18 protein-coding genes are annotated in these 21,054 nt (G+C 43.2%); 8 read left to right on the top strand and 10 right to left on the bottom strand.

Features of this window, described 5'->3' with window-relative positions:
- Positions 1 to 10 precede the first annotated feature (10 nt).
- The 3 genes from glsB to LHL20_RS08475 all read right to left on the bottom strand — a co-directional run bounded on the left by glsB (position 11) and on the right by LHL20_RS08475 (position 3,790).
- Positions 11 to 919: a glutaminase B gene (gene glsB, locus LHL20_RS08465; protein WP_226433040.1), complete on the bottom strand. Its 909-nt coding sequence runs from the start codon at positions 917 to 919 to the stop codon at positions 11 to 13.
- Between the two features lie 87 nt (positions 920 to 1,006).
- Entirely contained in the window at positions 1,007 to 2,461 is a 1,455-nt protein-coding gene (locus LHL20_RS08470; RefSeq protein WP_202262067.1) for an alkaline phosphatase, read from the bottom strand.
- Positions 2,462 to 2,833: 372 nt separating this feature from the next.
- Complete coding sequence (locus tag LHL20_RS08475) at positions 2,834 to 3,790, bottom strand: chemotaxis protein CheV (RefSeq protein WP_226432978.1); 957 nt, start codon at positions 3,788 to 3,790, stop codon at positions 2,834 to 2,836.
- 398 nt (positions 3,791 to 4,188) lie between these two features.
- Here LHL20_RS08475 and LHL20_RS08480 point away from each other — a divergent pair, with 398 nt between their 5' ends.
- From LHL20_RS08480 to LHL20_RS08500, 5 genes are all read left to right on the top strand, one after another.
- Positions 4,189 to 5,784: an isocitrate lyase gene (locus LHL20_RS08480; RefSeq protein WP_202262069.1), complete on the top strand. Its 1,596-nt coding sequence runs from the start codon at positions 4,189 to 4,191 to the stop codon at positions 5,782 to 5,784.
- Positions 5,785 to 6,096: 312 nt separating this feature from the next.
- Positions 6,097 to 7,041, top strand: coding sequence for a LysR family transcriptional regulator (locus LHL20_RS08485; RefSeq protein ID WP_159627081.1), 945 nt, complete (start codon positions 6,097 to 6,099; stop codon positions 7,039 to 7,041).
- Positions 7,042 to 7,145: 104 nt separating this feature from the next.
- Positions 7,146 to 9,326, top strand: a complete 2,181-nt coding sequence (locus LHL20_RS08490) for a malate synthase G (protein ID WP_226432979.1) — start codon at positions 7,146 to 7,148, stop codon at positions 9,324 to 9,326.
- A 226-nt stretch (positions 9,327 to 9,552) separates the two neighbouring features.
- Positions 9,553 to 10,503 (top strand): hypothetical protein, encoded by a 951-nt coding sequence (locus tag LHL20_RS08495; RefSeq protein ID WP_226432980.1) that lies wholly within the window; start codon positions 9,553 to 9,555, stop codon positions 10,501 to 10,503.
- Positions 10,504 to 10,638: 135 nt separating this feature from the next.
- Positions 10,639 to 11,514, top strand: coding sequence for a patatin-like phospholipase family protein (locus LHL20_RS08500; protein ID WP_226432981.1), 876 nt, complete (start codon positions 10,639 to 10,641; stop codon positions 11,512 to 11,514).
- Positions 11,515 to 11,612: 98 nt separating this feature from the next.
- Here LHL20_RS08500 and LHL20_RS08505 read toward each other — a convergent pair whose 3' ends face one another.
- The 5 genes from LHL20_RS08505 to LHL20_RS08525 are packed head-to-tail and all read right to left on the bottom strand — an operon-like array spanning position 11,613 to position 15,514.
- Complete coding sequence (locus LHL20_RS08505; RefSeq protein ID WP_226432982.1) at positions 11,613 to 12,629, bottom strand: NAD-dependent epimerase; 1,017 nt, start codon at positions 12,627 to 12,629, stop codon at positions 11,613 to 11,615.
- Between the two features lie 28 nt (positions 12,630 to 12,657).
- A complete protein-coding gene (locus LHL20_RS08510; RefSeq protein ID WP_226432983.1) occupies positions 12,658 to 13,776 on the bottom strand; it encodes a nucleotidyltransferase domain-containing protein in 1,119 nt (372 codons plus the stop codon).
- Entirely contained in the window at positions 13,760 to 14,629 is an 870-nt protein-coding gene (locus LHL20_RS08515; protein ID WP_226432984.1) for an HprK-related kinase A, read from the bottom strand. Before LHL20_RS08515 ends, LHL20_RS08510 begins: the two co-directional genes overlap by 17 nt.
- Positions 14,620 to 14,850, bottom strand: a complete 231-nt coding sequence (locus LHL20_RS08520) for a hypothetical protein (RefSeq protein WP_202262076.1) — start codon at positions 14,848 to 14,850, stop codon at positions 14,620 to 14,622. The genes LHL20_RS08515 and LHL20_RS08520 overlap by 10 nt, the downstream gene beginning before the upstream one ends.
- Positions 14,843 to 15,514, bottom strand: a complete 672-nt coding sequence (locus LHL20_RS08525) for a hypothetical protein (protein WP_202262077.1) — start codon at positions 15,512 to 15,514, stop codon at positions 14,843 to 14,845. Before LHL20_RS08525 ends, LHL20_RS08520 begins: the two co-directional genes overlap by 8 nt.
- Before the next feature lie 292 nt (positions 15,515 to 15,806).
- On the opposite strand from LHL20_RS08525, the gene LHL20_RS08530 reads away from it, so the two are divergent.
- Entirely contained in the window at positions 15,807 to 17,465 is a 1,659-nt protein-coding gene (locus tag LHL20_RS08530) for an FAD-binding protein (protein WP_226432985.1), read from the top strand.
- A gap of 36 nt (positions 17,466 to 17,501) precedes the next feature.
- On the opposite strand, the gene LHL20_RS08535 is transcribed toward LHL20_RS08530, so the two are convergent.
- On the bottom strand, positions 17,502 to 18,278 hold the full coding sequence (locus LHL20_RS08535; protein WP_202262079.1) for a S1 family peptidase: 777 nt from the start codon (positions 18,276 to 18,278) through the stop codon (positions 17,502 to 17,504).
- A gap of 28 nt (positions 18,279 to 18,306) precedes the next feature.
- On the opposite strand from LHL20_RS08535, the gene LHL20_RS08540 reads away from it, so the two are divergent.
- On the top strand, positions 18,307 to 19,056 hold the full coding sequence (locus LHL20_RS08540; RefSeq protein WP_226432986.1) for a YdcF family protein: 750 nt from the start codon (positions 18,307 to 18,309) through the stop codon (positions 19,054 to 19,056).
- Positions 19,057 to 19,172: 116 nt separating this feature from the next.
- Positions 19,173 to 20,000, top strand: coding sequence for a PEP-CTERM/exosortase system-associated acyltransferase (locus tag LHL20_RS08545; protein ID WP_226432987.1), 828 nt, complete (start codon positions 19,173 to 19,175; stop codon positions 19,998 to 20,000).
- Between the two features lie 167 nt (positions 20,001 to 20,167).
- Here the strand turns inward: LHL20_RS08545 and LHL20_RS08550 are convergent, their stop codons facing one another.
- Positions 20,168 to 21,043 (bottom strand): PEP-CTERM sorting domain-containing protein, encoded by an 876-nt coding sequence (locus tag LHL20_RS08550; protein ID WP_226432988.1) that lies wholly within the window; start codon positions 21,041 to 21,043, stop codon positions 20,168 to 20,170.
- Between the last annotated feature and the right edge of the window lie 11 nt (positions 21,044 to 21,054).

A 21,054-nucleotide genomic window follows, 5' to 3' on the forward strand; every position in this document is an offset into this window, starting at 1 on the left:
TACGTAAGGCCTAGTAAATTGACCAATTAATACGCTCACTAAGCGATGTTAATGCCGCTACACCCAGCTGTGAATTGCCCACACTATTAAGCGCTGGCGAGAATACGCATATAGAAAAACGACCAGGCACTACAGCAACAATGCCACCCCCTACACCACTTTTACCTGGAAGGCCTACCTTAAAAGCAAAACTTCCTGCCTCGTCATACATACCACTTGTTGCCAATAACGCATTAACCTGCTTGGTTTGGTATGGCGTGAGTACTTGCTCATTGGCACATGAAGACATGCCCGCATTCGCTAAAAAGCTGGTCGCACGCGCTAAGTCTTCACAGCTCATTTCAAGGGCACAGTTATGGAAATAATTGCGAAGTACATCTTCAACCTCATTCTCAAAGTTACCGTATGCTTTCATCAAGTAAGCCATAGCGGCATTTCGAGAACGGTGTTCGAACTCAGATTCTGCCACCACCTTGTTTACAACAATATCGCCATTGCATGACAATCTTCGTACGAAGTCACGCATAGCAATATGGGGGGAGGCAAACCGCGACTGAACCATGTCGCTCACCACCAGTGCGCCTGCATTGATAAATGGATTGCGTGGAATACCATTTTCATATTCAAGCTGTACTAGTGAGTTAAAGGGCAAACCAGAAGGTTCACACCCTACCCGTTCCCACATACTTTCACCATAGTGATTAATGGCAAGAACAAGGTTAAACACCTTCGAAATACTTTGAATTGAAAAAGGGACGCCAGCATCACCAATAGACGTAATTTGACCGTGAGTATCACAGATAGCAATACCAAACTGACGAGGGTTTACAGACGCCAATGCGGGTATATAGTCGGCGACCTTACCCATTCCCAGCATGGGTTCGACCTCGTCAAAAATGTCCTGTAGCAAGTTGTACATGTCGTTATTCATCAATACCACTTCTGTTATTGGTGTGTATAAAAATAAAGCGCCTCAAGGGCGCTTTACCAATACAAATCGTTTGTGTTAGTTGCAGTGCCAATCTTCTTTGAAGTTACATGCATCATCGTCATCGGTAAGCTCGATATTGGTTTCTACTTTAGTTTCAGCAGGAACGTTCTTTTTAAACGGCTTTTTATCTAAAAAACTGAAAATCTTTTTCGCAATATCAGTGTTATCAATTTGGCCCATAAAGCTGGTGTATCCAGCACCGAATGCAAATACTTCTACGTCTACACCCGTGTGGCCACCGGTAGTCCATCCAGTATTGGTTTTGGTGTCTAAAAACGCCTTAACCGCCATAAAGCGAGATTTGTCATCTTGGTTAGCTACGCTTTCAAGGGTAGCAAGTTCTTCTTCCGTTAACGACAAGCCAAGATTCTGAGCGACATACTCACCTGGTTTTTCTTCGTTAGGCATTGCCATAGCAATTGTCATTACTGATGCCTGCATATTTTTGAGGTGCTCTGGGCTCCAGCGATAATCACCATTTGCACCAATGGTAAGTCCACCTGTGCTGTGGTCAGCAGTAAGTATTACCAAGGTGTCAGGGTTAGCTTTAACATAGTCGCGCAAATACTCCATAGTTTGCGCAAGGTCGTGCATTTCTGCCATAGCAGATGCGATGTCATTTGCATGGCCTGCCCAATCAACTTGGCTCGCCTCTACCAGCAAGAAAAAGCCATTGTCGTTCTCAAGATGCTTGATCGCATTTTTCGTTAGGTACTGAAGGCGATTTTTACGCTTGTCATCGAGTACTGCTGGCAACGCTACAGGCGCAAATAAACCAAGTACATTACTACCAGCAGGAATTGATGCTAGACGATTATAAGAATCGGCATATTCATATCCTGCATCGATAAATTGCGCGAGAATATCGCGATCTTCACGCTCGAAATAAGACGTTCCACCACCTAACATAACGTCGGCAACAAATTTGCCGTCTACACGGACGTCATAAAAATCTTCAGCAATTTCGTTGTAGTTTTTACGGCTTTCATTGTGTGCAATATAAGAGGCAGGCGTTGCATGAACAATTTGCGAAGTCACTGCAAGTCCAGTACGCATGCCTTTACTTTTGGCATAATGCATTACGGATTTAACAGGTTTCTTATTAACGTCTACGCCAATAGCGCCATTATAAGATTTTACGCCAGTGGCCAATGCAGTCGCAGCCGCAGCAGAATCAGTTACATAACCAGAGACTTTTGCAGGATACGTTGAGGCATTGCCCACTAAAATGTCGTCAAACACAACCGTTTCAATATTGTCAGTGGCAGGGTCATCAACATAGTTGCGATAGGCTGTGGTATACGCGGGCCCCATACCGTCGGCAACAACCATTATAATGTTTTTTGGTACATTACTTTGAGACGCTGTTGTTGGCGCAGAAGACGCTGCGTTATCAGTGATGCCACAGCTTGCTAAGAACGTAACTGACGCACATGCTAGTAACGATGTACGAACAAATTGTTTAATCATCTAAACTTCCCTGAAGTATGTACGCACTACCTAGTGATTAATAGACCGGTAATGCGCATAAAAAATGCTTATTTCTCTGTCGCGCTTAAGTGTGCTTCTTTAGACTTTCGCCCTGAAACGCTTTTTTGTCAGAGCACGCTCTGCGCGTAAGTTTATATTATACGAGTGTTCTCTGTGCACTAGCGAAAAGCACATTCCACCTGCACACGGCGACAGGTGCCATTAGTGTAAAACACACACAGTGTATCCTCAAAGCTTTCCGCAAAAATAATAAGTATTACAAAAATATTGGCCAAATACAGATTTGGTCACACAAAGGCGTGAACCGCCGTCAAATTAAGGCGGAGGTAAGAGAAAGCAGCGGTAGGAAATTTATTTTTGACTGGCTAAAAATTCTCGCAGGCGCTGCTGCGCAACATCAACAAGCATATCTGGCTGAAACTTTGAAATAAAACGGTTACACCCTACTTTTTCAACCATCGCATCATTAAAACTGCCACTAAGTGACGTATTAAGCGCAATAAACAGGTCGTCCATTCTAGGGTCATTTCTAACCTCTGAAGTAAGTCTATACCCATCCATTTCCGGCATTTCAGCATCGGTAAACATCAATAGAATTTCGTCCGATGGGCGTTTACCTTCATCTGCCCATGACTGCAATAATTTAAGCGCTTCTGCACCGTTTTTACGCTCAATAATTGACACGCCTAATTGTTCTAGTGTGTCGCGTATTTGTTTACGGGCCGTGCCTGAATCATCAACTATCAAGATTTGTTTACCGTTGAAGTGATTTACAATTTCGGTATCAAGCACCTCTTCTGAAATCGAGGTATCGTAATCAATGATTTCAGCTAATACTTTTTCAACATCAATGATTTCTACAAGCTCAGTTTTTCCATCAATATTCACCTGAGTTATAGCGGTTAAATAGTTTGACTTGCCAATACCACTAGGTGGCGGTTGGATATCGCCCCACGACGTATTAACTATGCTTTTGACTTCACCAATAATGAAGCCCTGAACACTGCGGTTGTACTCTGTGATAATAACGTTTTTGGCAAAGTCTTCTGCAACTGTAGAGCGCATCTTAATTGCCTGGCGAAGGTCGATGATGGGGATAGATTTACCTCTATAATTCATCACCCCTTTTAAATTATAGTGCGAACCTGGCATCATATTGAGCTTGGGAACGTTTATTACCTCTTTGATTTTAAAAACGTTCATTGCAAAAATATGACGAGTGCCTAACTGAAACATCAAAAGCTCAAGCCTATTCTCGCCAACAAGCTTGGTTCTCTGATCGACCGACGATAAGACACTGTTACCCATATCACTCACTTTTCTTTATAAATCAATGCACTTAATGATACATATAGCATCATCGCGACAATCTACCTTGCACTTGCGGGCAAGGCAATTACTCTTTTCGGTAATCTATCAATTAAATTGTAGACCCACGCGCCTTACTTTGCTGTGAAGTGCAAGGTGTAGCGCATAGTGCGTAGGTTCACAGTAACATTAACTCATCACGTATTTGCCCCCTACTCCACTCGATACTCTACCCGACACCCACCCACAAACATTCACCAAATGAATGGCGGCAATGCTGATTATATATTTCTATTATTCAACTTTGCGCACTAGGATGAAATGGAACTAACGGGAACGCCCTACAGCGTAAACGCTAATAACGTTAAGTATTTTAATTATAGTCGGGAGAGACGCTCATGTCGCAATATCAACAAGACATTGATAACTTCGCCACATTAAAAGCAGCACAGAAAGGAACATGGGAAGGTATTAACCCTGAGTTCGCTGCTCGCATGAAAATTCAAAACCGTTTTAAGACGGGCCTAGACATCGCTCGCTATACGGCAAGCATCATGCGCAAAGACATGGCTGAATATGACGCAGATTCGTCTCAGTACACACAGTCACTAGGTTGCTGGCATGGCTTCGTTGGTCAGCAAAAAATGCTTTCAGTTAAGAAGCATCAAGGTACCACGAATAAAAGCTACCTTTACCTATCAGGTTGGATGGTAGCAGCGCTACGCTCTGAGTTTGGTCCACTTCCAGACCAATCTATGCATGAGAAAACATCAGTATCAGCGCTTATCGAAGAACTTTACACTTTCCTTCGTCAAGCTGACGCTCGTGAGCTAGGAGATCTTTTCCATAAACTCGACGACGCAAAGAAAAATGGCGGCGATGTAGCGGCTATCCAAGCAGAAATCGACAACTACGAAACACACGTAGTACCAATTATCGCTGATATCGATGCAGGTTTTGGTAACGAAGAAGCGACTTACCTTCTAGCTAAGCAAATGATTGAAGCTGGCGCGTGCTGTATTCAAATCGAAAACCAAGTGTCAGATGCGAAGCAATGTGGTCACCAAGACGGCAAAGTAACGGTTCCACACGAAGACTTCCTAGCTAAAATCAACGCAGTTCGCTATGCGTTCTTAGAACTTGGCGTAGATGAAGGTGTTATTGTTGCACGTACCGATTCACTAGGTGCTGGCCTTACTCAAAAGATCCCTGTGTCTACTTCTGAAGGCGACCTAGCTGCACAATACAATGCATTCTTGAAAACGACTGACGTTGCAAGCGCAGACGACCTAGCTGAAGGCGACCTAGTACTTAAGCAAGGCGGCAAGCTTGTTAAACCTGAGCGTTTACCAAACGGTCTATTCCGCTTCAAAGAAGGTACAGGTTTTGACCGCGTAGTACTTGACTGTGTGACTTCACTTCAACACGGCGCAGACCTACTTTGGATTGAGACTGAAAAGCCTCACGTGGGTCAAATTGCTGAAATGGTTAACGCTATCCGTGAGCAAGTACCTAACGCGAAGCTGGTATACAACAACTCGCCATCGTTCAACTGGACGCTTAACTTCCGTCAGCAGGTATTTGATGCATGGACTGAAGAAGGCAAAGACGTTTCTGGTTACGACCGTGCGAAACTTATGTCTGCAGACTACGACGACAGTGAACTTGCAGCGGCAGCAGACGAGAAGATTAAGAGCTTCCAGGCTGATGCAGCGCGTGAAGCAGGCATCTTCCACCACCTTATCACTCTGCCGACTTACCACACTGCGGCACTGTCAACTGATAATCTTGCGAAAGGTTACTTCGGTGAAGAAGGTATGCTTGCATACGTTCGCGGTGTTCAGCGTCAAGAAATCCGCCAAGGCCTAGCGTGTGTTAAGCACCAAGCAATGGCTGGCTCTGACCTAGGTGACACGCACAAAGAATACTTCTCTGGTGAAGGTGCACTTAAGGCATCTGGTGAAGACAACACCATGAACCAGTTCGACGTATAAGGTACGTTGGAAATAAGTTAACTGGAAAGCATCCCAACCTTTCCAATGGGCACCTTCGGGTGCCCTTTTTCGTTTTTATCAAAAAGCGACCTTAAACGCCTGCCCCACAACATTCATCTCATTTATTTTTTTCGCAAAAAGAAATTTTATACTTTTTTAACTAAGATTCATCAAAAAAACACATAAAACATAAAATTCAATAACTTAACGCACAATTCATTTAAAAATTAAGACTAAACGCTTATCTGACATTCAAAAAAAAAACGCGTACAATAGATATGTTTAATTAGGTTCAAAAAGAGCATTACAATAATGAATATAGCGAAGGTCGACCTTAATCTATTAGTTTATTTAGATGTACTGTTACGAGAAGGGAGCGTCACAAAAGCCGCTAACCAGTTGAGCATTACACAACCGGCCATGAGTAATGGTCTAAAACGCCTGCGCGACTTATTTAAAGATCCACTGCTGGTACGCACCAGTGACGGCATGACACCGACAAAACGCGCGTTAGAACTTCAACCCATTATTCGCGACGTATTAAGCCGCCTAGAAAGCTCGATTCAACCAGAAACCGACTTCGACCCACTTACGAGTGACAGAACCTTCCGCATTATGACCAGTGACTATGCTGAAAGTACATTGTTACTCGAACTCGTTGGAAGACTTGCAGATTTAGCGCCCAACATCACCCTCGATTTAATTACTCCCAGTGACGTAACGTTTCACGATGTGGAGCAAGGCAAAGTTGATATGGCCATAAACCGTTTCGACGAATTACCACTGTCATTTCACCAAAAAGTCATTTGGTACGATACCTTTAGCTGTGTGATGAGTGCTGACCACCCGCTAGTGGCAAAATGTGATTTAGACGGCTACTTGCGCGCACAACATATTTGGGTAAGTAAAACAGGCTTTGGCGTTGGCGTGGGCATCGACCCCAACGAAGTCCAAAAATTAGGTTGGGTAGATGCTGAGCTTACAAAAATTGGTAAGCAACGCGCAATTCGCGTTTTCACTCGTCACTATCATGCTGCATTACAAATTGCGAAAAAGCAGAAACTTATTGCAACCTTGCCAAGCAAAGCCGCGCGCTTGTTCAAACACGATCCTGATGTGGTGATCAAGGAGCCACCTTTTGATATACCGCCTATAGCGCTAAAAATGGCGTGGAGTGCATTGTTACACCACGATGCAGGTCATATCTGGCTGCGTAGGCTAATTAGCGATGTTGCTAGTGAGATGAATGCAGGTTAACGCCTATCATTCACAAAATATATGACAAAGATACAAACCATAAATTAAAAAACTATCTCTATACACACTACACTGAATGCACAGTTAAATGTATAGAGGTAGTTATGCAAGGATATATTACTCGAGGCCGTCTACAGGTTGCCGAACAACTCGACAACTTCATTAATCAACAGGCCCTCCCAGGAACAGGCGTAGAGCAAGACGCCTTTTGGAAAGGTGCAGAAGCCCTCTTCGCAGAATTTATTCCTCAAAACCGAGCGCTGCTAGAAAAGCGAGAACAATTACAGCGCGCTATCGACGACTACCACAAAGCCGGAAACCCGGTGAATGGCAGCGAATACACTGAATTTTTGAAATCAATCGGCTACTTAGTAGAACAACCATCAGACGTGTCAGCAAAAACAACCAATGTCGATGCTGAAATAGCCACAATGGCTGGCCCACAACTTGTCGTTCCTATCAACAACGCTCGCTATGCACTTAACGCGGTAAATGCGCGTTGGGGCAGCTTATACGACGCCCTTTATGGTACTGATGTTATTAGTGACGAAGGTGGCGCAGAGGCAGGAAAGACCTATAACCCTGTACGAGGTGCAAAAGTCGTTGCAAAAGCCAAAGCCTATCTTGATGCTATGATCCCACTTGCTAAAGGCAGCCACGCCGATGTGAGTGCTTATAGCATTGAATTGGGTAAGCTTTCGGTAACACTTGTCGATGGTGATGTTACTACGCTTGCCAACAGCGAACAGTGGCAAGGCTATCAAGGTGATATTGCTGCACCTAGCGCTTTACTGTTTGCGCATAACGGTCTTCACTTTGAAATTCAGATAGACCCTACTCATCCAATTGGTGAAAGTGACCCCGCTAACGTAAAAGACGTACTTGTAGAAGCAGCACTTACTACCATTATGGACTGCGAAGACTCTGTGGCAGCGGTAGATGCCGAAGACAAAACCCTTGTTTACAGTAACTGGCTAGGCCTAATGAAGGGTACGCTTAGTATCGAGATGACCAAAGGTGGGAAACAGCTGGTTCGCGCTATGCACGAAGACCGCGTTTATTCGCCATCTAAGCATGTTGCACATCAAGGCGAACTTTCATTAAGTGGAAGAAGCTTAATGTTTGTGCGTAATGTTGGCCACCTTATGACAAATGATGCCATGTTGTTTGACGGCGAAGAAGTTCCTGAAGGCATTATGGACGGACTTGTAACGTCGCTTATTGCAAAGCACGACTTACTCGGTAACAGCACGTTCAAAAATAGCCGTGAAGGCAGTATTTATATTGTTAAACCGAAAATGCATGGTCCAGAGGAAGTTGCATTCTCAAATGCACTTTTCGGCAAAATAGAAACGATTATCGATGTGCCTGCCAATACGTTGAAAATGGGTATCATGGATGAGGAACGCCGCACCAGCATTAACTTACAAGCGTGTATTGCCGAGGCAACGTCTCGTGTTGTGTTTATTAACACCGGTTTCTTAGACAGAACCGGTGATGAAATTCATACCTCAATGCTGGCTGGCCCATTTGCTGAAAAAGCAGCGCTAAAAACCATGCCATGGATAAAGGCTTATGAAACAGCGAATGTTGCTATTGGTTTGCGCTGTGGCTTATCAGGTAAAGCACAAATCGGCAAAGGCATGTGGCCAATACCCGATGAAATGCAAAATATGATGGACGCTAAAATTGGTCACCCTAAGGCGGGAGCGAACACAGCATGGGTTCCCTCACCTACGGCAGCAACTCTGCATGCTCTTCACTATCACGATGTAAATGTGTTTGACGTACAAAAGTCATTAGATGCAAATTTTGATGGTTTAAGCGACATATTAACCATTCCATTATTAGAAGACGCGTCGACACTCACACGCGATAGCATTAAGCGTGAAATTGATAATAATGTGCAAGGTATTCTCGGCTACGTGGTACGTTGGGTACATCAAGGTGTTGGCTGCTCTAAGGTACCTGATATAAACGATGTTGGTTTAATGGAAGACCGTGCAACCTTGCGAATTTCATCACAGCACATAGCAAACTGGCTGGAGCACGGCATTGTCAGTGTCGACCAAGTTAAAGAGTCGTTGGCTCGTATGGCGGTGTTGGTTGACGAACAAAACAGTGGCGACGCTGAATATATCCCTATGGCACCTGATCTTGAGAATTCGATTGGATTCTTGGCTGCCAGCGACCTGATATTCAAGGGTAAAGAACAACCAAGTGGTTATACCGAACCACTGCTTCACGCTCGCCGCAAAGAAATGAAGGCTAAATTGGCGGGTTAATAGTTTGCAATTCGGCACGCTCATATTCTCAAATTGAGAATATCTTTTCGCAAAAGGCACCACTCGGTGCCTTTTTTGTGTCAGATAATTTTACAAAAATATGACGTACAAATATCACATCATGTTAAATATTTGTAAACAAAGAAAACTCCAAAGCTGGTACGTAGTATGCAGCATGCAACAGTACATAGTAGTTCCGATGCAATTGCAGAATTGGAGTTAGCTAATGAAAAGCATAATTAAACGCTTAGCCATTTGTGTAACACTGCTTATCGTTTCTGGTCTTGTTAATGCCACCATAATAAGTTCTTCAGTGGGCTGTAACGTTAACAATGTTCAGTTAACCAGCATGACAAATGTCGGCAGCAATACCAACTTATTAAGCCAAGACTATAGTGCAACGGAATGTGCTTTTTATTACGGAAATGATGATGCCCACGGCGTAAGCTCACCAAATCCGAATATTGGACAGTTAAACGATGGCTTATTAAACGGGGAAGCAGGATTTGACTACTTTCACTTCATTGACCCAAGCGATCTCCAAATACTTGATATAGACCCATCAACTGGTCAGCCCGATGGGGTGGCAGATGATCCAGGCTGGATCCACCTTGCAAATCTCAATAGTAATTTTGTAGAAACATACTCTGACATAGGGCCTGCGCCGCTAGGTGATGGCTCTGTATTGCAAGGGCAAAAATCTTCACCCAGTGATACTGCTCCAAGCCTTGATACCCTGCTAGACATTACATTTGCATGCACAAGTGGAACAACGGGCGATTGTAATGCTGGTACATGGAATTTAGATATTCTTGATTTGTCAGGATTAGTGAATACCGTCAGTCAACTACTTGGGCGCGCAGCCCTATTTGATCAGCTCGCCATATCAATAAAATCAGGTACGCCTGGTGGAGCGCATACTTCCATAATTTATAATATCGACTTCAAAGACATTTTTGCCGCGGAAAACAATCCAGCAATACTCAATCTTCAAACGCCCTATAACTTAGGCGGTACATTTAATACGAACGACATTGGCGGAAAAGGTGTATCGCATATCAATGTGTGGGCTCGAGACCCCGCACAAGCAATCACGGTTTCAGCACCTTCCATATTTATGCTTATGACCCTTAGCCTCACGATGCTAATGATATCGAGACGCTTGCGATTTAATTAAACCAAAGTGGTCGTTAGTTGAAAAAGGATGAAGATAGTTGGCCGTATCTGCTTGATGTATAGACGATGGTCGGGGTGGTTATATAACTGTCCTCGGCTATTATTAATTTATCAGCAGTTCTGTAGAGTCTTATAAATGTCCGCATTACCTACTTTAACACCCACTGTACAGTCTCGTATAGTTCCTATTTTTTCTGGTGGTGGCACACGTTTAAGTGCACATATCGGTATCATATCAGCGCTGCAGGACATGACCATAGGTTTCGATACTCTGGTCGGAGTGTCTGGAGGTTCTATTATTGCCTCTTTGTATGCCAAAGGTTACTCGGTAAGTGAAATGCGAGAATTAGCGCTGCTTACTGACTTCAAACAATTCACTGACTTTTCGTTAATACGACTGTTACGCGAAGGGGGGCTTTCTTCGGGTGATGTGTTTCAAAAATGGATTGATGCCCAGCTTGAGGGAGCAACTTTCGAAGATTTGTCTCTGGATCTCCACATTCTTGCGACTGACGTAAACGGCGGCGGCCCGGTTTTATTCAATAAAAAAACCGCTCCACAAATGAAAGTTTCAGAAGCGGTGCGGTATTCCATGTCTATACCGCTTATTTTCTCATTTAAACCGTTTAAAGAGCACCTTTTGGTGGATGGTGCCATTTTGTCTGAAGACGCGTTATTTGAGGATTGGCGAGGTGATGGCACACCTTCAGTGTGCTTTAGACTTCAAAGCACCGAACAAAAGCGCAAAGCAATAAAGAAAAACGTTCTACAACTCCCTCAGTACGTTGGCATGCTTATTCGTACATTTATGACAGCAATATCCAGAGAATATGTGAATGCTAAGTATTGGCACAATACCGTTGTTGTAAATACTGGCGATATTTCAGCAGTAGACTTCTCTCTGTCTCCGGAAATAAAGAATACGCTATATGAAATGGGGTATAGGACAACGAAAGAGTTTCTACCCAAAAAATGTGCAGGACTTATGGCTTATGAGTCAACGCATCTATAAGGCAAAGCGCTATTTTATAAGAAAGAGAATGTGGCTTGATAAACAACAGGTGGTACACTACTACAATAATAGCATTGGCGCAGTGTACCTATTCTAGACTACACCTTATAGAAGTTGCGGTACCAATCGACAAATGCATTAACGCCTGTCTCAACATCAGTATTTGGCTTATAGCCCGTATCTTTTACCAGTGATGAAACATCTGCGTAAGTGTCAGGTACATCCCCAGGCTGCATTGGCAACAAGTTCTTCTTCGCTTCAATGCCTAATGCATTTTCTAGTGTTTCAATGAATTTAAGCAAGTGTACCGGCGTTTGCGCGCCAATATTGTACACTTTATATGGCGCCTTACTTGTACTCGGGTCAGGGTTGGCACCATCCCAGTTGTCATTTGGTTTCGCTACGTTATCGAGAGAACGTACTACACCTTCGACAATATCGTCTATATAAGTAAAATCACGGCGATGATTCCCGTAATTGTATACGTCTATAGTCTTACCTTCTAAAATAGCCTTCGTGAACTTAAACAGCGCCATATCAGGGCGGCCCCATGGGCCATACACGGTGAAAAAGCGCAATCCTGTAGTTGGCAAGTTGTAAAGATGGCTATAAGTATGCGCCATTAATTCGTTAGCTTTCTTAGATGCTGCATAAAGACTAACCTGATGATCTACATTGTGCTGTTCCGAAAACGGCATAGTCTCATTGGCGCCATACACCGAACTTGAAGAGGCATACACCAAGTGCTCAACGTTATTGTGACGACAACCTTCTAAAATATTACCGAAGCCCACAATGTTTGAATCTATGTAAGCGCTTGGGTTTTCAAGTGAATAGCGAACACCAGCTTGTGCGGCAAGGTGTACAACTCTATCAAATTTGTGCGCTTCAAACAGCGAAGACATTTTTTCACGCTCTTCAACGCCCATTTCAACAAATGAAAACAAGCTAGAGGCATCAGAAGCCTTCAATTGGGCCAAGCGCGCGTGTTTTAAGTTCACATCGTAATAGTCGTTTATGTTATCAATACCGACTACTTCGTCACCTCTATTAATAAGGTATTGTGATACTGCTGCCCCAATAAACCCGGCAGCGCCGGTGACTAAGATTTTCACTTTTCTCTCCCAAAAATATTAGCGTGAGCTATTTAGATGTCCCTTCAGTTTCGAAGACGTGCTTTCCAAAAATTTGCTCTATAAGTGCTCTGATCGACTTAACAGAAAGATGATAAATCAGCAGCATCAATGGCATTTTGCACCAGTGTCCCCTGACCCAAGCCATAAAGCTAGCAATATTCCTGCCTTTTACGTCACACAATGGATGATGAGGCGACAATGCTTTGTTCATAAAGCTATCCAACACGAAAAGCTTATGAGCTGTGTAAGGTATATCTTGCGTCAGCTTGCTGGGCAGTGGGAAACCTAGCTTCTTGCTACTGTATCGGCAAGCCAAAAATAACTCGCGGTAAAAACCGGTTTCTTTCGCTAAACCAATAGCTTCGTCCCAAAAATCATCGTTGCCAAAGTCTGCAATTAGAGACGCTATGTCATAAAGATCGCGATGCGCCTGTTTGAACGTCTCGTTAAATATTAAATGGATACACGAGTGCACAAGCATTGCATGCGGCTTTAGTACTGTAACGCCATTGACTTCCATTGTTTGTGCAAGAAACGCATTAATGTCGGGCGCTTTCCCTGAAATGGGCGGTACCAAATTATGATGGATATCCACCACCGTCCCTCGCCTAGATTGCACCAATGGAGGGATCTCATGTGCCCACTCTCGATAATAGCGCTCGTCATAGTCATTAATAGGTTTACTCATCCAACCTTTGAATAAAAGGCTCTTTTCCACTTTCTCCAAGCAGTTTTTAGGTACCAGAACGTCAATATCTGAAAACAATCGTCCCTTTGCCACTGACAAATCTGCTAAGCAATAAGCAGCGCCCTTTAGATAAAGGCATTGTGGTGTAACCGCTTGAATTGAGCTCGACAATAGTGAAACCTCATACTTCAAATGGTCGGCTTGGCGATTTGCCATTATTCGCGCATTCTCTAAATGCCCTCTTACGACACTGGGAAACGTGTCTAATAAACCATGCTCTTCACTTTTAAATGCGAACAGTGCTAACAAGCGCTCAAATCGCAAAATTTTAATGAAGCTAGACCACCAAGCGTCGCTTTTATCAAGGCAAGAAGCTGGGTTTAATACCGCATCAATAAATGCTTGTTCTGTGATCGTCTGTTTATGAGAGGACATCATTTTCCAAGAAACTCTGGAGCTCTTCCAAATTATTATATCTAACTTCAAAGGTCTTACTTTTCTCGACTAAGTTAGTTAGCGTAGAAAAGCCCAAACCGCCCAAAACACCATAATTAAAGGCATTAGTAGTAAGCGTTGAAAAAGCCTCTGCTTTACTTAATTCATAAATATCACAATACGTATCAGCTGAGTACTGAGGATAGACAATCGCAACTACTTCAGCCTTTTCCCGACGCGCGTCCCAAGAAGCTGTTGGTGGAGATAAATGAACGACATCGCCTTTGTGGGTATTAGGTGATATATGAGAAAAGCGCCCCGAAGGAAACCATGAATTGGCTAAATTAATCGCATTATTTTTTAGGCAAATGGGCCGTACAAATGGCGTTACCTCAGTGGTATTAGGTGTCATTAGAGCCATTTCATCGGAAAGCAGACGCCAGCCATTGTGACTGAGCCAACTAGTGAGTGTACTTTTACCAGAACCAGGTGGTGCAGGAAATAATATCGCTTTGTTATTTTTTGCCAGCACTGCGGAGTGTAAAATTACATGCCTAAACTCGTGAGCACTTACTATCCAATTGAGTCCCCACTCGAACATGGCGAGCGATTTATCAGATGGCATGGGTAAAAACGGTTCTCGCTGGTCACAGAAAAATTGTGTTTGTGGTTTTAGCAAGCGCCGGAGCAGGCTGGCATGTTTAATTTCTACATCATAGGTGGGCAGCGTCAGCGTTGAGTCATCTCGCAAAACGTCGCCATAAAGCATTTCAATGCTGTCGGCCACTTGCGGTATGTCTGTTTTTATTGCAAAGGAAAATGGATGGGTATCCAGCAAAAAACTACTTAATGCCATTCTGCTTTAATAAATCCTTTTTTGACGAGCGCCTTTCTGACTTGCTCAGCATTCTCGTCCACATTTTCATTCGCCTCAAATGCGTTTATTAAACTTTGAGGACCCACTGTTGCAACGAAAACTTCATTACTAAATGTAGAATAAATCGTCATTCCACTATGATCAGAAAAGGCGTGATAAATCACGCCTTTTTCAAAGTACAAATGCAGACCATTACACATGATGGTCCACTAAGAATGTAGCTAACTCTTCTGCTACAGCTTTCTCATTGCCACTAGCGTTATTGTGCAAATATCTTGCAAACTCGTACTCATCAGCGAACAGACCCGGATTGCTCGACCCGCCGAGACTAGAATTAAATGTCTTTAGAATTGGAAAATGAATAGTTTCACCACCAATAGTCTGGCCGTGGTTTGCAGCATTAAGGATCATCTCTGCAATGTAACAATTGATATTACTAGGCCCAGAACGCTTGCCTTTAATATTGCCGTCGCCACCACCAACATTTTTTATTACTTCATAAAGCGTGACATCTAACATTTCAGAATTCGTAAGAATATCGCCATTTTTATGCTTCATGATACCGGCATTACCATAACCAAATGGTTTGTTACCCGTGTATTGAGAGTACTTTGCATTGATTGAAACTGCGCCCCAATGACTCGTCCAGTTCTTCCACTTTCCAGGTGAAAGTAGAGCAATCGGAGTTGTTCCAGCATAATCAGAACCGTGACCTGATGCGGCGATGGAACCAGCAATAAGAGAGTCCTGCCCCCACACTGATGCAGCAGGAAGTGACGCTAGGATTGCGCCAGCAGATGTTCTCTTTAAAAACTTACGACGAGAGCTTCTTTTCGCTTCATCGTTTTTATTCATATTGTCCATTCTAACCACATCCTCAAAGACTTAACTCAACTACGATTGCATACTTTGCAAAAATCAAGCCAAGAAATAAAACATTGATTTGATTGAAGTTTAATTCGCGCCAGTTGAAAACTGTAAAAAATACTAACAGTAAAATATACTGCTACTTTCAGATTATAAGCTATATGAAAATTTCGACAACCTCGATACAGAAGTATTTGACGGGTAGATACGCTTTAACATTGATTTCGTATTGTTAATCTGCGCTTCTAACTATACTCTGCCATAACAAACCAGTATTTAAGGTATATATATGAATCCTTTGATCGACATTCTCTCTCGCGAATTGGCTGATATTTGTGAAATTACTGCCTCTGAAAGCGCTAGAGATAATAAGTTGCTCAACACAGAAGGATTCGAATCAACTATATCCATTATCGCTACGCCATCCGATAAACAGGCAATACAAAAAATTCTTCATATCGCAAACTCCCCCGACGTATATGATGTACCTGCGTTTAGCATATACCCTGTAGGCACCGGCAAGAATTGGGGGTATGGGTCTGGGTTACCGAGTAATCAAAGCGCTACAGTGGTATTACTCGACCTCTCAAAGCTAAACGATATTACGTATTTCGATAGTGAAAACGGCATTGTCACACTTGAACCAGGTGTCACTCAGCAACAACTATTTGATTTTTTAACTGAACAAAGCGCACCATTTATGGTGCCCGTTACGGGCGCAGGGCCCAGCGCAGGTATAGTAAGTAATGCCCTTGAACGTGGCTATGGAATAACTCCAACTGCAGATCATTTTACCGCCGTTACGAATTTGAAAGGCTACCTGGCAGACGGCAGCTTTTACGAATCGTCGTTAAAGGTGATGAGTGATGAAGCGGGTGGTGATGAAACCAACTGCTATGTCGATAAAACCTTCAAGTGGAAACACGGGCCTTACCTAGATGGTATTTTCACGCAGTCAGGCAATATGATTGTTACTGAAATGACAATAGCACTTGCTAGGATAAAACCCGCTTTCGATTCGTTTTACATGCGCTTTTATGAGAAGGACAGCTTTGAAACAGCTTATAGCGTAGTGAAAGAAATATTCAACAACTTGGAAGGCGTTGTTGGCTCAATCAATTTAATGGATAAACGCAGAATATGTTCGATGGTCGCGGAGAACCCTCAAGGAGCCCAAAGCCACTCGGTTATGACTGAGCACCAAGTTGAAGCAATTGCAAAGCAATACGACGTGCCAGAATGGACCGTAGTGGGTACTATTTATGGCACAAATAATGTAGCGAAAGCTGCCAAGCGCGACATTCGTAAAATTGCAAAAGGAAAGGCAAACCAAATATTATTTTCAAGTAGCTTGCTAGTAAAAATAGGGCAACTGGTAACCAAGTTGCTGCCATTAAGTGCACTAGATAACGCAAGAATACAACTAGAAAAGCTTGAAAAGGGAATGGAAGTAATGCGCGGCAAGCCTAGTGAAGTCGCTCTACCTCTAGCGTATTGGCGTAATCCACGAGTAAAACCTGGCGTTCAATCTAAGCTATTACACCCAGCAAAAGATAGCTGCGGCTTATTATGGTACGCGCCATTAGTCCCCGCCAAAGCTCCAGATATGTCTAAGTTCATCGAAATGATTAGGCGCATAACGCCCAAATACAATATCGAACCAATGATTACCTTTACTAATTTAAGTGGTATATCAACGGATAGCACAATACCCATTGTATTTGATCGCGAAAACCCTCAAGCGATTAAAGACGCGCAAGCGTGTTTAAACGAACTGGTCTGTGAAGGTTTGAAGCGTGGGTTTATTCCCTATCGATTAAACATAGAGCAGCAAAAGAGCCTGAATGCTACGAGTACCTACTGGAAGGCAGCGGGAAAAATAGCTGCCGCACTCGATCCCAACGGCATAATAAGCCCAGATAGGTATAACCCTTATAAACCGCAGTAATTTACATTTTATGAATGGCCACACATAGGAACAAGTCTATAAGCCGTGCTGCTTCAGTAATGACAATGCATGAGTAATTGGGATTGCGTAGCTAATACCGCTTGGCGCTGACAATGCCGACTCTTTACCTTGACTGACAAATACCTTGTTAATCACGCCAACCGCGTGTCCTGTTTTGACATCATAAACTGGGCTTCCAGAGTTCCCTGGATACGCAGTGGCATCGAGCTGATACACTAATTCAGGTTGCTTTAAGCGCTTGAGCATACTAACTGTTAACTGATCTGCATTTTGCGCAGGTATTGCGTCTGGTGTGATAGCCGAGATCATTCCTTTGTGGGTAGCAGGATATAGCCCTATCGCAGCACCTATTGGGAACCCAGTGAAGGCAACATCAGTCCCCGGGGGCAGCAAAGCGCCCTCTGCTAGATTGACTGGTTTCAATTTACCTTCGAACTTTAATACGGCGAGGTCGTGCACAGGGTCGATACCCAACACCTCAGCTTTATAGGTTTTAACGTCTCTGCCCTCCCCCGAAATAACGACAAAATACTGCACAATTGTTGGGTCGAGGATCTTTGATACAACGTGATAATTCGTAATAACATGTTTGCCATCAGCAACTACAAATCCCGTCCCTAAAACCTGATTGCCGTTCGCTTCAAGCGGTGTATAAAGCCCAATGGCAACTACGGACGGCGTGACTTCTTTCACTACCTCAGGAAACACCGCAAACGCTTTAGCGCTAAAAAGCATAAAGCTGAATACAAATGAAGTTAGCAGGCGACGAGTAAATATCGTAGTCTTTGCCATACATACTCCTTTTAAAGTTAAATTAAACATGGAATTACTTAAGCTTATAGTGGTTGAGTTGGTATCACCACTAAAGTTTTCATTCTTACTAATGCTCTTAGCGCTGCTATTAAAAATAATGAAGCGTGAACGGGGCTGTTACTGTGTGAGTATATTTGCAGTAGCGTGGTTGTTACTTTGGTCGCAACCCTACGCTAGTAAGTTACTGCTAAGCAAAGTGGAGTATCGATTGCCCACTCACGACGATACCTCTCTTGATAGTCCTGACTACATTTTTGTTCTTGCTTGCTATTACAATACCGAAGGCGCTCTACCAGAAATAAGCCGGTGGCAAGAGTGCTCATTGCAAAGGAATGTAGAAGCAGCGAGACTTCACTTCTTAACAAAGGCGCCAATAATAATCAGCGGCGGCTATTTCTTAGACGACGAGAAAGTCAACTTCAGCGACAAAGCCGCAGATTTTTTTCAATCGTTAAACATAAATGCATCTGAACTTATTCTTACACGTCAAGGAACAAACACTCATGAGGAAATTGTTTCAGTAAAACCATACATTACTGATAAGAACATCTGGGTTGTTTCGTCAGCTAGTCATATCGCTCGAATTAAACTGGAACTTGGATCGACTGCAAATTCAGTAACGTACTTTCCGGTTGATTACCATCACAATGGCGACACAACATTTTTCATCACATGGCCTTCAGAAGACTCACTTCAAAATGCGAGGAGGGGGTTATACGAACTTTTGGCGAGAGTTAAATATAAACTGCTAAATTAGTGAGTTATACGAAAGTAGTGAATAGAATAAAGTGTGACTTATAACGAATTATTGGTTCCGCATTGTAAAGATAATCTGCTAAGCTTAGAAAACGTTAAAAATAAAAATGATTGTGTATGAGTAACCAGAAACAGAAAAGCGTACTCGATAGAGTCACTCAACTTGTGGGTAAAAATAACAAGTTGGGCAAGTTGTTGTCTGGTTACAGCAAGCTTAAAGAAGCTAGCTATATCTCAACGCATTTCTCGACCTACCTCACGCCCTGTGTTGCGCTTGAAGAAGAGCTTCGTAAAGAAGTATTCAAGATTAGACATAACGTTTACTGTGAAGAGCTTGGGTTTGAGCCAATAAAAGATGACGGATTAGAACTCGATGAGTTTGACTCCTTCTCACTACACTGCTTAATTCAGCACGTAAGCTCAAAAAACTATGCGGGCACAGTGAGAATAGTTCGACCTACTGAACCCCATCAACAGTTGCCTATAGAAAAGTACTGTTTAAATTCAATTACCGACGACAAACTGAATCCAGCGAATTTCGCCAGAGAAGATGTGTGTGAGGTATCAAGGTTGGCAGTACCCAAGCAGTTTAGACGCCGTCAAATGGATAACCATGACGGTGCAGCGGTTGGTATCATTAACCAACAAACCTATTCAGAAACTGAGTTGCGCTGCTTTCCGTTTATTGCTGTCGGGTTGTATTTTGCAGCTGCTGGCTTAACGATAGAGAATAATATTAAACATGCTTATGTAATGATGGAGCCTAGATTAGCGAGAAGCATGGGCTTTGTGGGTATTAAGTTTCAGCAGATTGGCCCTGTGATTGACTATCACGGAAAGCGCGCCCCTTATTACATAAATCAAAAACTTTTAGAAACTAGTCTTTCACCTAGCTTTGCCAAAATGCTTGCTGATATACGGAAAGGGTTAAATCAAAAACATTGACTCTTAACTTATCCAAATAATACCTATTAAAAAACACGGCAATGCCGTGTTTTTTATTGCTTTTAATTCTTGTAAATTAATTCCAGTAATCAACAGACACAAAAAAGCCCAGCTACTGCTGGGCTTTAATATTTAGTGTGCTACGCTTTCGCGTGACAAGTCGTTGATTATGCTTTACGACGACGAGTCATTGCACCTAGACCAACTAGCGCTAGACCAAACATAGCAATAGTAGAAGGAGCAGATACTGTAGCAGCTTCAACGTTACCAGAACCACGTACGCTGTACTCAGAAATGTTTAGGTCAGCAGGTGAAGCAGGAGCACGGCTGTTATCGTCGAAAGTAGACGCTAGACCAAATGCATCAGCTTCATACGCACCAGCGAAGAAGTCAGAGATGAAGTTAGACTCAGCGATACCGCCAATTACTTCACCGTAGAACAATGTTGTACCAGAGATTAGTGGCTCACCAATGTTTGCATACGCAGGGTCTGCATAGTATTGGAAGTCACGTAGGTTTAGGCTTAACCATAGGTCGCCATCAACTGCACGAGCAGCGTGGTCAGTCGCGTCAGCGAAGTTATCCATTTGCGCTTCGTCAAATGCACCACCTACTTGATCGTAATCAACATAGATGTTTAACCAGCCGTCAGTAGAGTCGATTGGCGCATTCGCATTTTGAGGGTCAAAGAATAGACCACCAAAGCTGAATGTAAGCTCACAACCGTTACAGTTTGGCTCACCTAGACCATTACCTAGGTTGAATTTACCAGCACCAACTAGCTCTGGTGCATCACCACCTGCGTAAGCATTAGAAATGCTTGAAAGAGTTGGAGAAATTGTTTCAGCTGAAACAGCAGTATTTAGGTCAGCAACACCAGTAGTGTTAGTAACTGTCCACCACTGTGTGAAATCGATAGTAGCGCTAAAGTTTGGAAGTCCACCATCTACTTCCCAAGACACACCACCAGCTGCACTTACTACACCAGCGTTCGCTGCAGAGCTTGCTGCTAACATTGCGGTTGCTAATAATAATTTTTTCATAACGTCCTCAT

The sequence above is a fragment of the Alteromonas sp. McT4-15 genome (assembly GCF_020515205.1).
Taxonomy (GTDB): Bacteria; Pseudomonadota; Gammaproteobacteria; order Enterobacterales; family Alteromonadaceae; genus Alteromonas.

What these genes read in the sequence shown, in the direction of transcription:
- glsB (WP_226433040.1), bottom strand. Translation starts at nt 919, where the DNA reads ATGTACAACTTGCTACAGGACATTTTTGACGAGGTCGAACCCATGCTG.
- LHL20_RS08470 (WP_202262067.1), bottom strand. Translation starts at nt 2,461, where the DNA reads ATGATTAAACAATTTGTTCGTACATCGTTACTAGCATGTGCGTCAGTT.
- LHL20_RS08475 (WP_226432978.1), bottom strand. Translation starts at nt 3,790, where the DNA reads ATGGGTAACAGTGTCTTATCGTCGGTCGATCAGAGAACCAAGCTTGTT.
- LHL20_RS08480 (WP_202262069.1), top strand. Translation starts at nt 4,189, where the DNA reads ATGTCGCAATATCAACAAGACATTGATAACTTCGCCACATTAAAAGCA.
- LHL20_RS08485 (WP_159627081.1), top strand. Translation starts at nt 6,097, where the DNA reads ATGAATATAGCGAAGGTCGACCTTAATCTATTAGTTTATTTAGATGTA.
- LHL20_RS08490 (WP_226432979.1), top strand. Translation starts at nt 7,146, where the DNA reads ATGCAAGGATATATTACTCGAGGCCGTCTACAGGTTGCCGAACAACTC.
- LHL20_RS08495 (WP_226432980.1), top strand. Translation starts at nt 9,553, where the DNA reads ATGAAAAGCATAATTAAACGCTTAGCCATTTGTGTAACACTGCTTATC.
- LHL20_RS08500 (WP_226432981.1), top strand. Translation starts at nt 10,639, where the DNA reads ATGTCCGCATTACCTACTTTAACACCCACTGTACAGTCTCGTATAGTT.
- LHL20_RS08510 (WP_226432983.1), bottom strand. Translation starts at nt 13,776, where the DNA reads ATGATGTCCTCTCATAAACAGACGATCACAGAACAAGCATTTATTGAT.
- LHL20_RS08515 (WP_226432984.1), bottom strand. Translation starts at nt 14,629, where the DNA reads ATGGCATTAAGTAGTTTTTTGCTGGATACCCATCCATTTTCCTTTGCA.
- LHL20_RS08520 (WP_202262076.1), bottom strand. Translation starts at nt 14,850, where the DNA reads ATGTGTAATGGTCTGCATTTGTACTTTGAAAAAGGCGTGATTTATCAC.
- LHL20_RS08525 (WP_202262077.1), bottom strand. Translation starts at nt 15,514, where the DNA reads ATGGACAATATGAATAAAAACGATGAAGCGAAAAGAAGCTCTCGTCGT.
- LHL20_RS08530 (WP_226432985.1), top strand. Translation starts at nt 15,807, where the DNA reads ATGAATCCTTTGATCGACATTCTCTCTCGCGAATTGGCTGATATTTGT.
- LHL20_RS08535 (WP_202262079.1), bottom strand. Translation starts at nt 18,278, where the DNA reads ATGGCAAAGACTACGATATTTACTCGTCGCCTGCTAACTTCATTTGTA.
- LHL20_RS08540 (WP_226432986.1), top strand. Translation starts at nt 18,307, where the DNA reads ATGGAATTACTTAAGCTTATAGTGGTTGAGTTGGTATCACCACTAAAG.
- LHL20_RS08545 (WP_226432987.1), top strand. Translation starts at nt 19,173, where the DNA reads ATGAGTAACCAGAAACAGAAAAGCGTACTCGATAGAGTCACTCAACTT.
- LHL20_RS08550 (WP_226432988.1), bottom strand. Translation starts at nt 21,043, where the DNA reads ATGAAAAAATTATTATTAGCAACCGCAATGTTAGCAGCAAGCTCTGCA.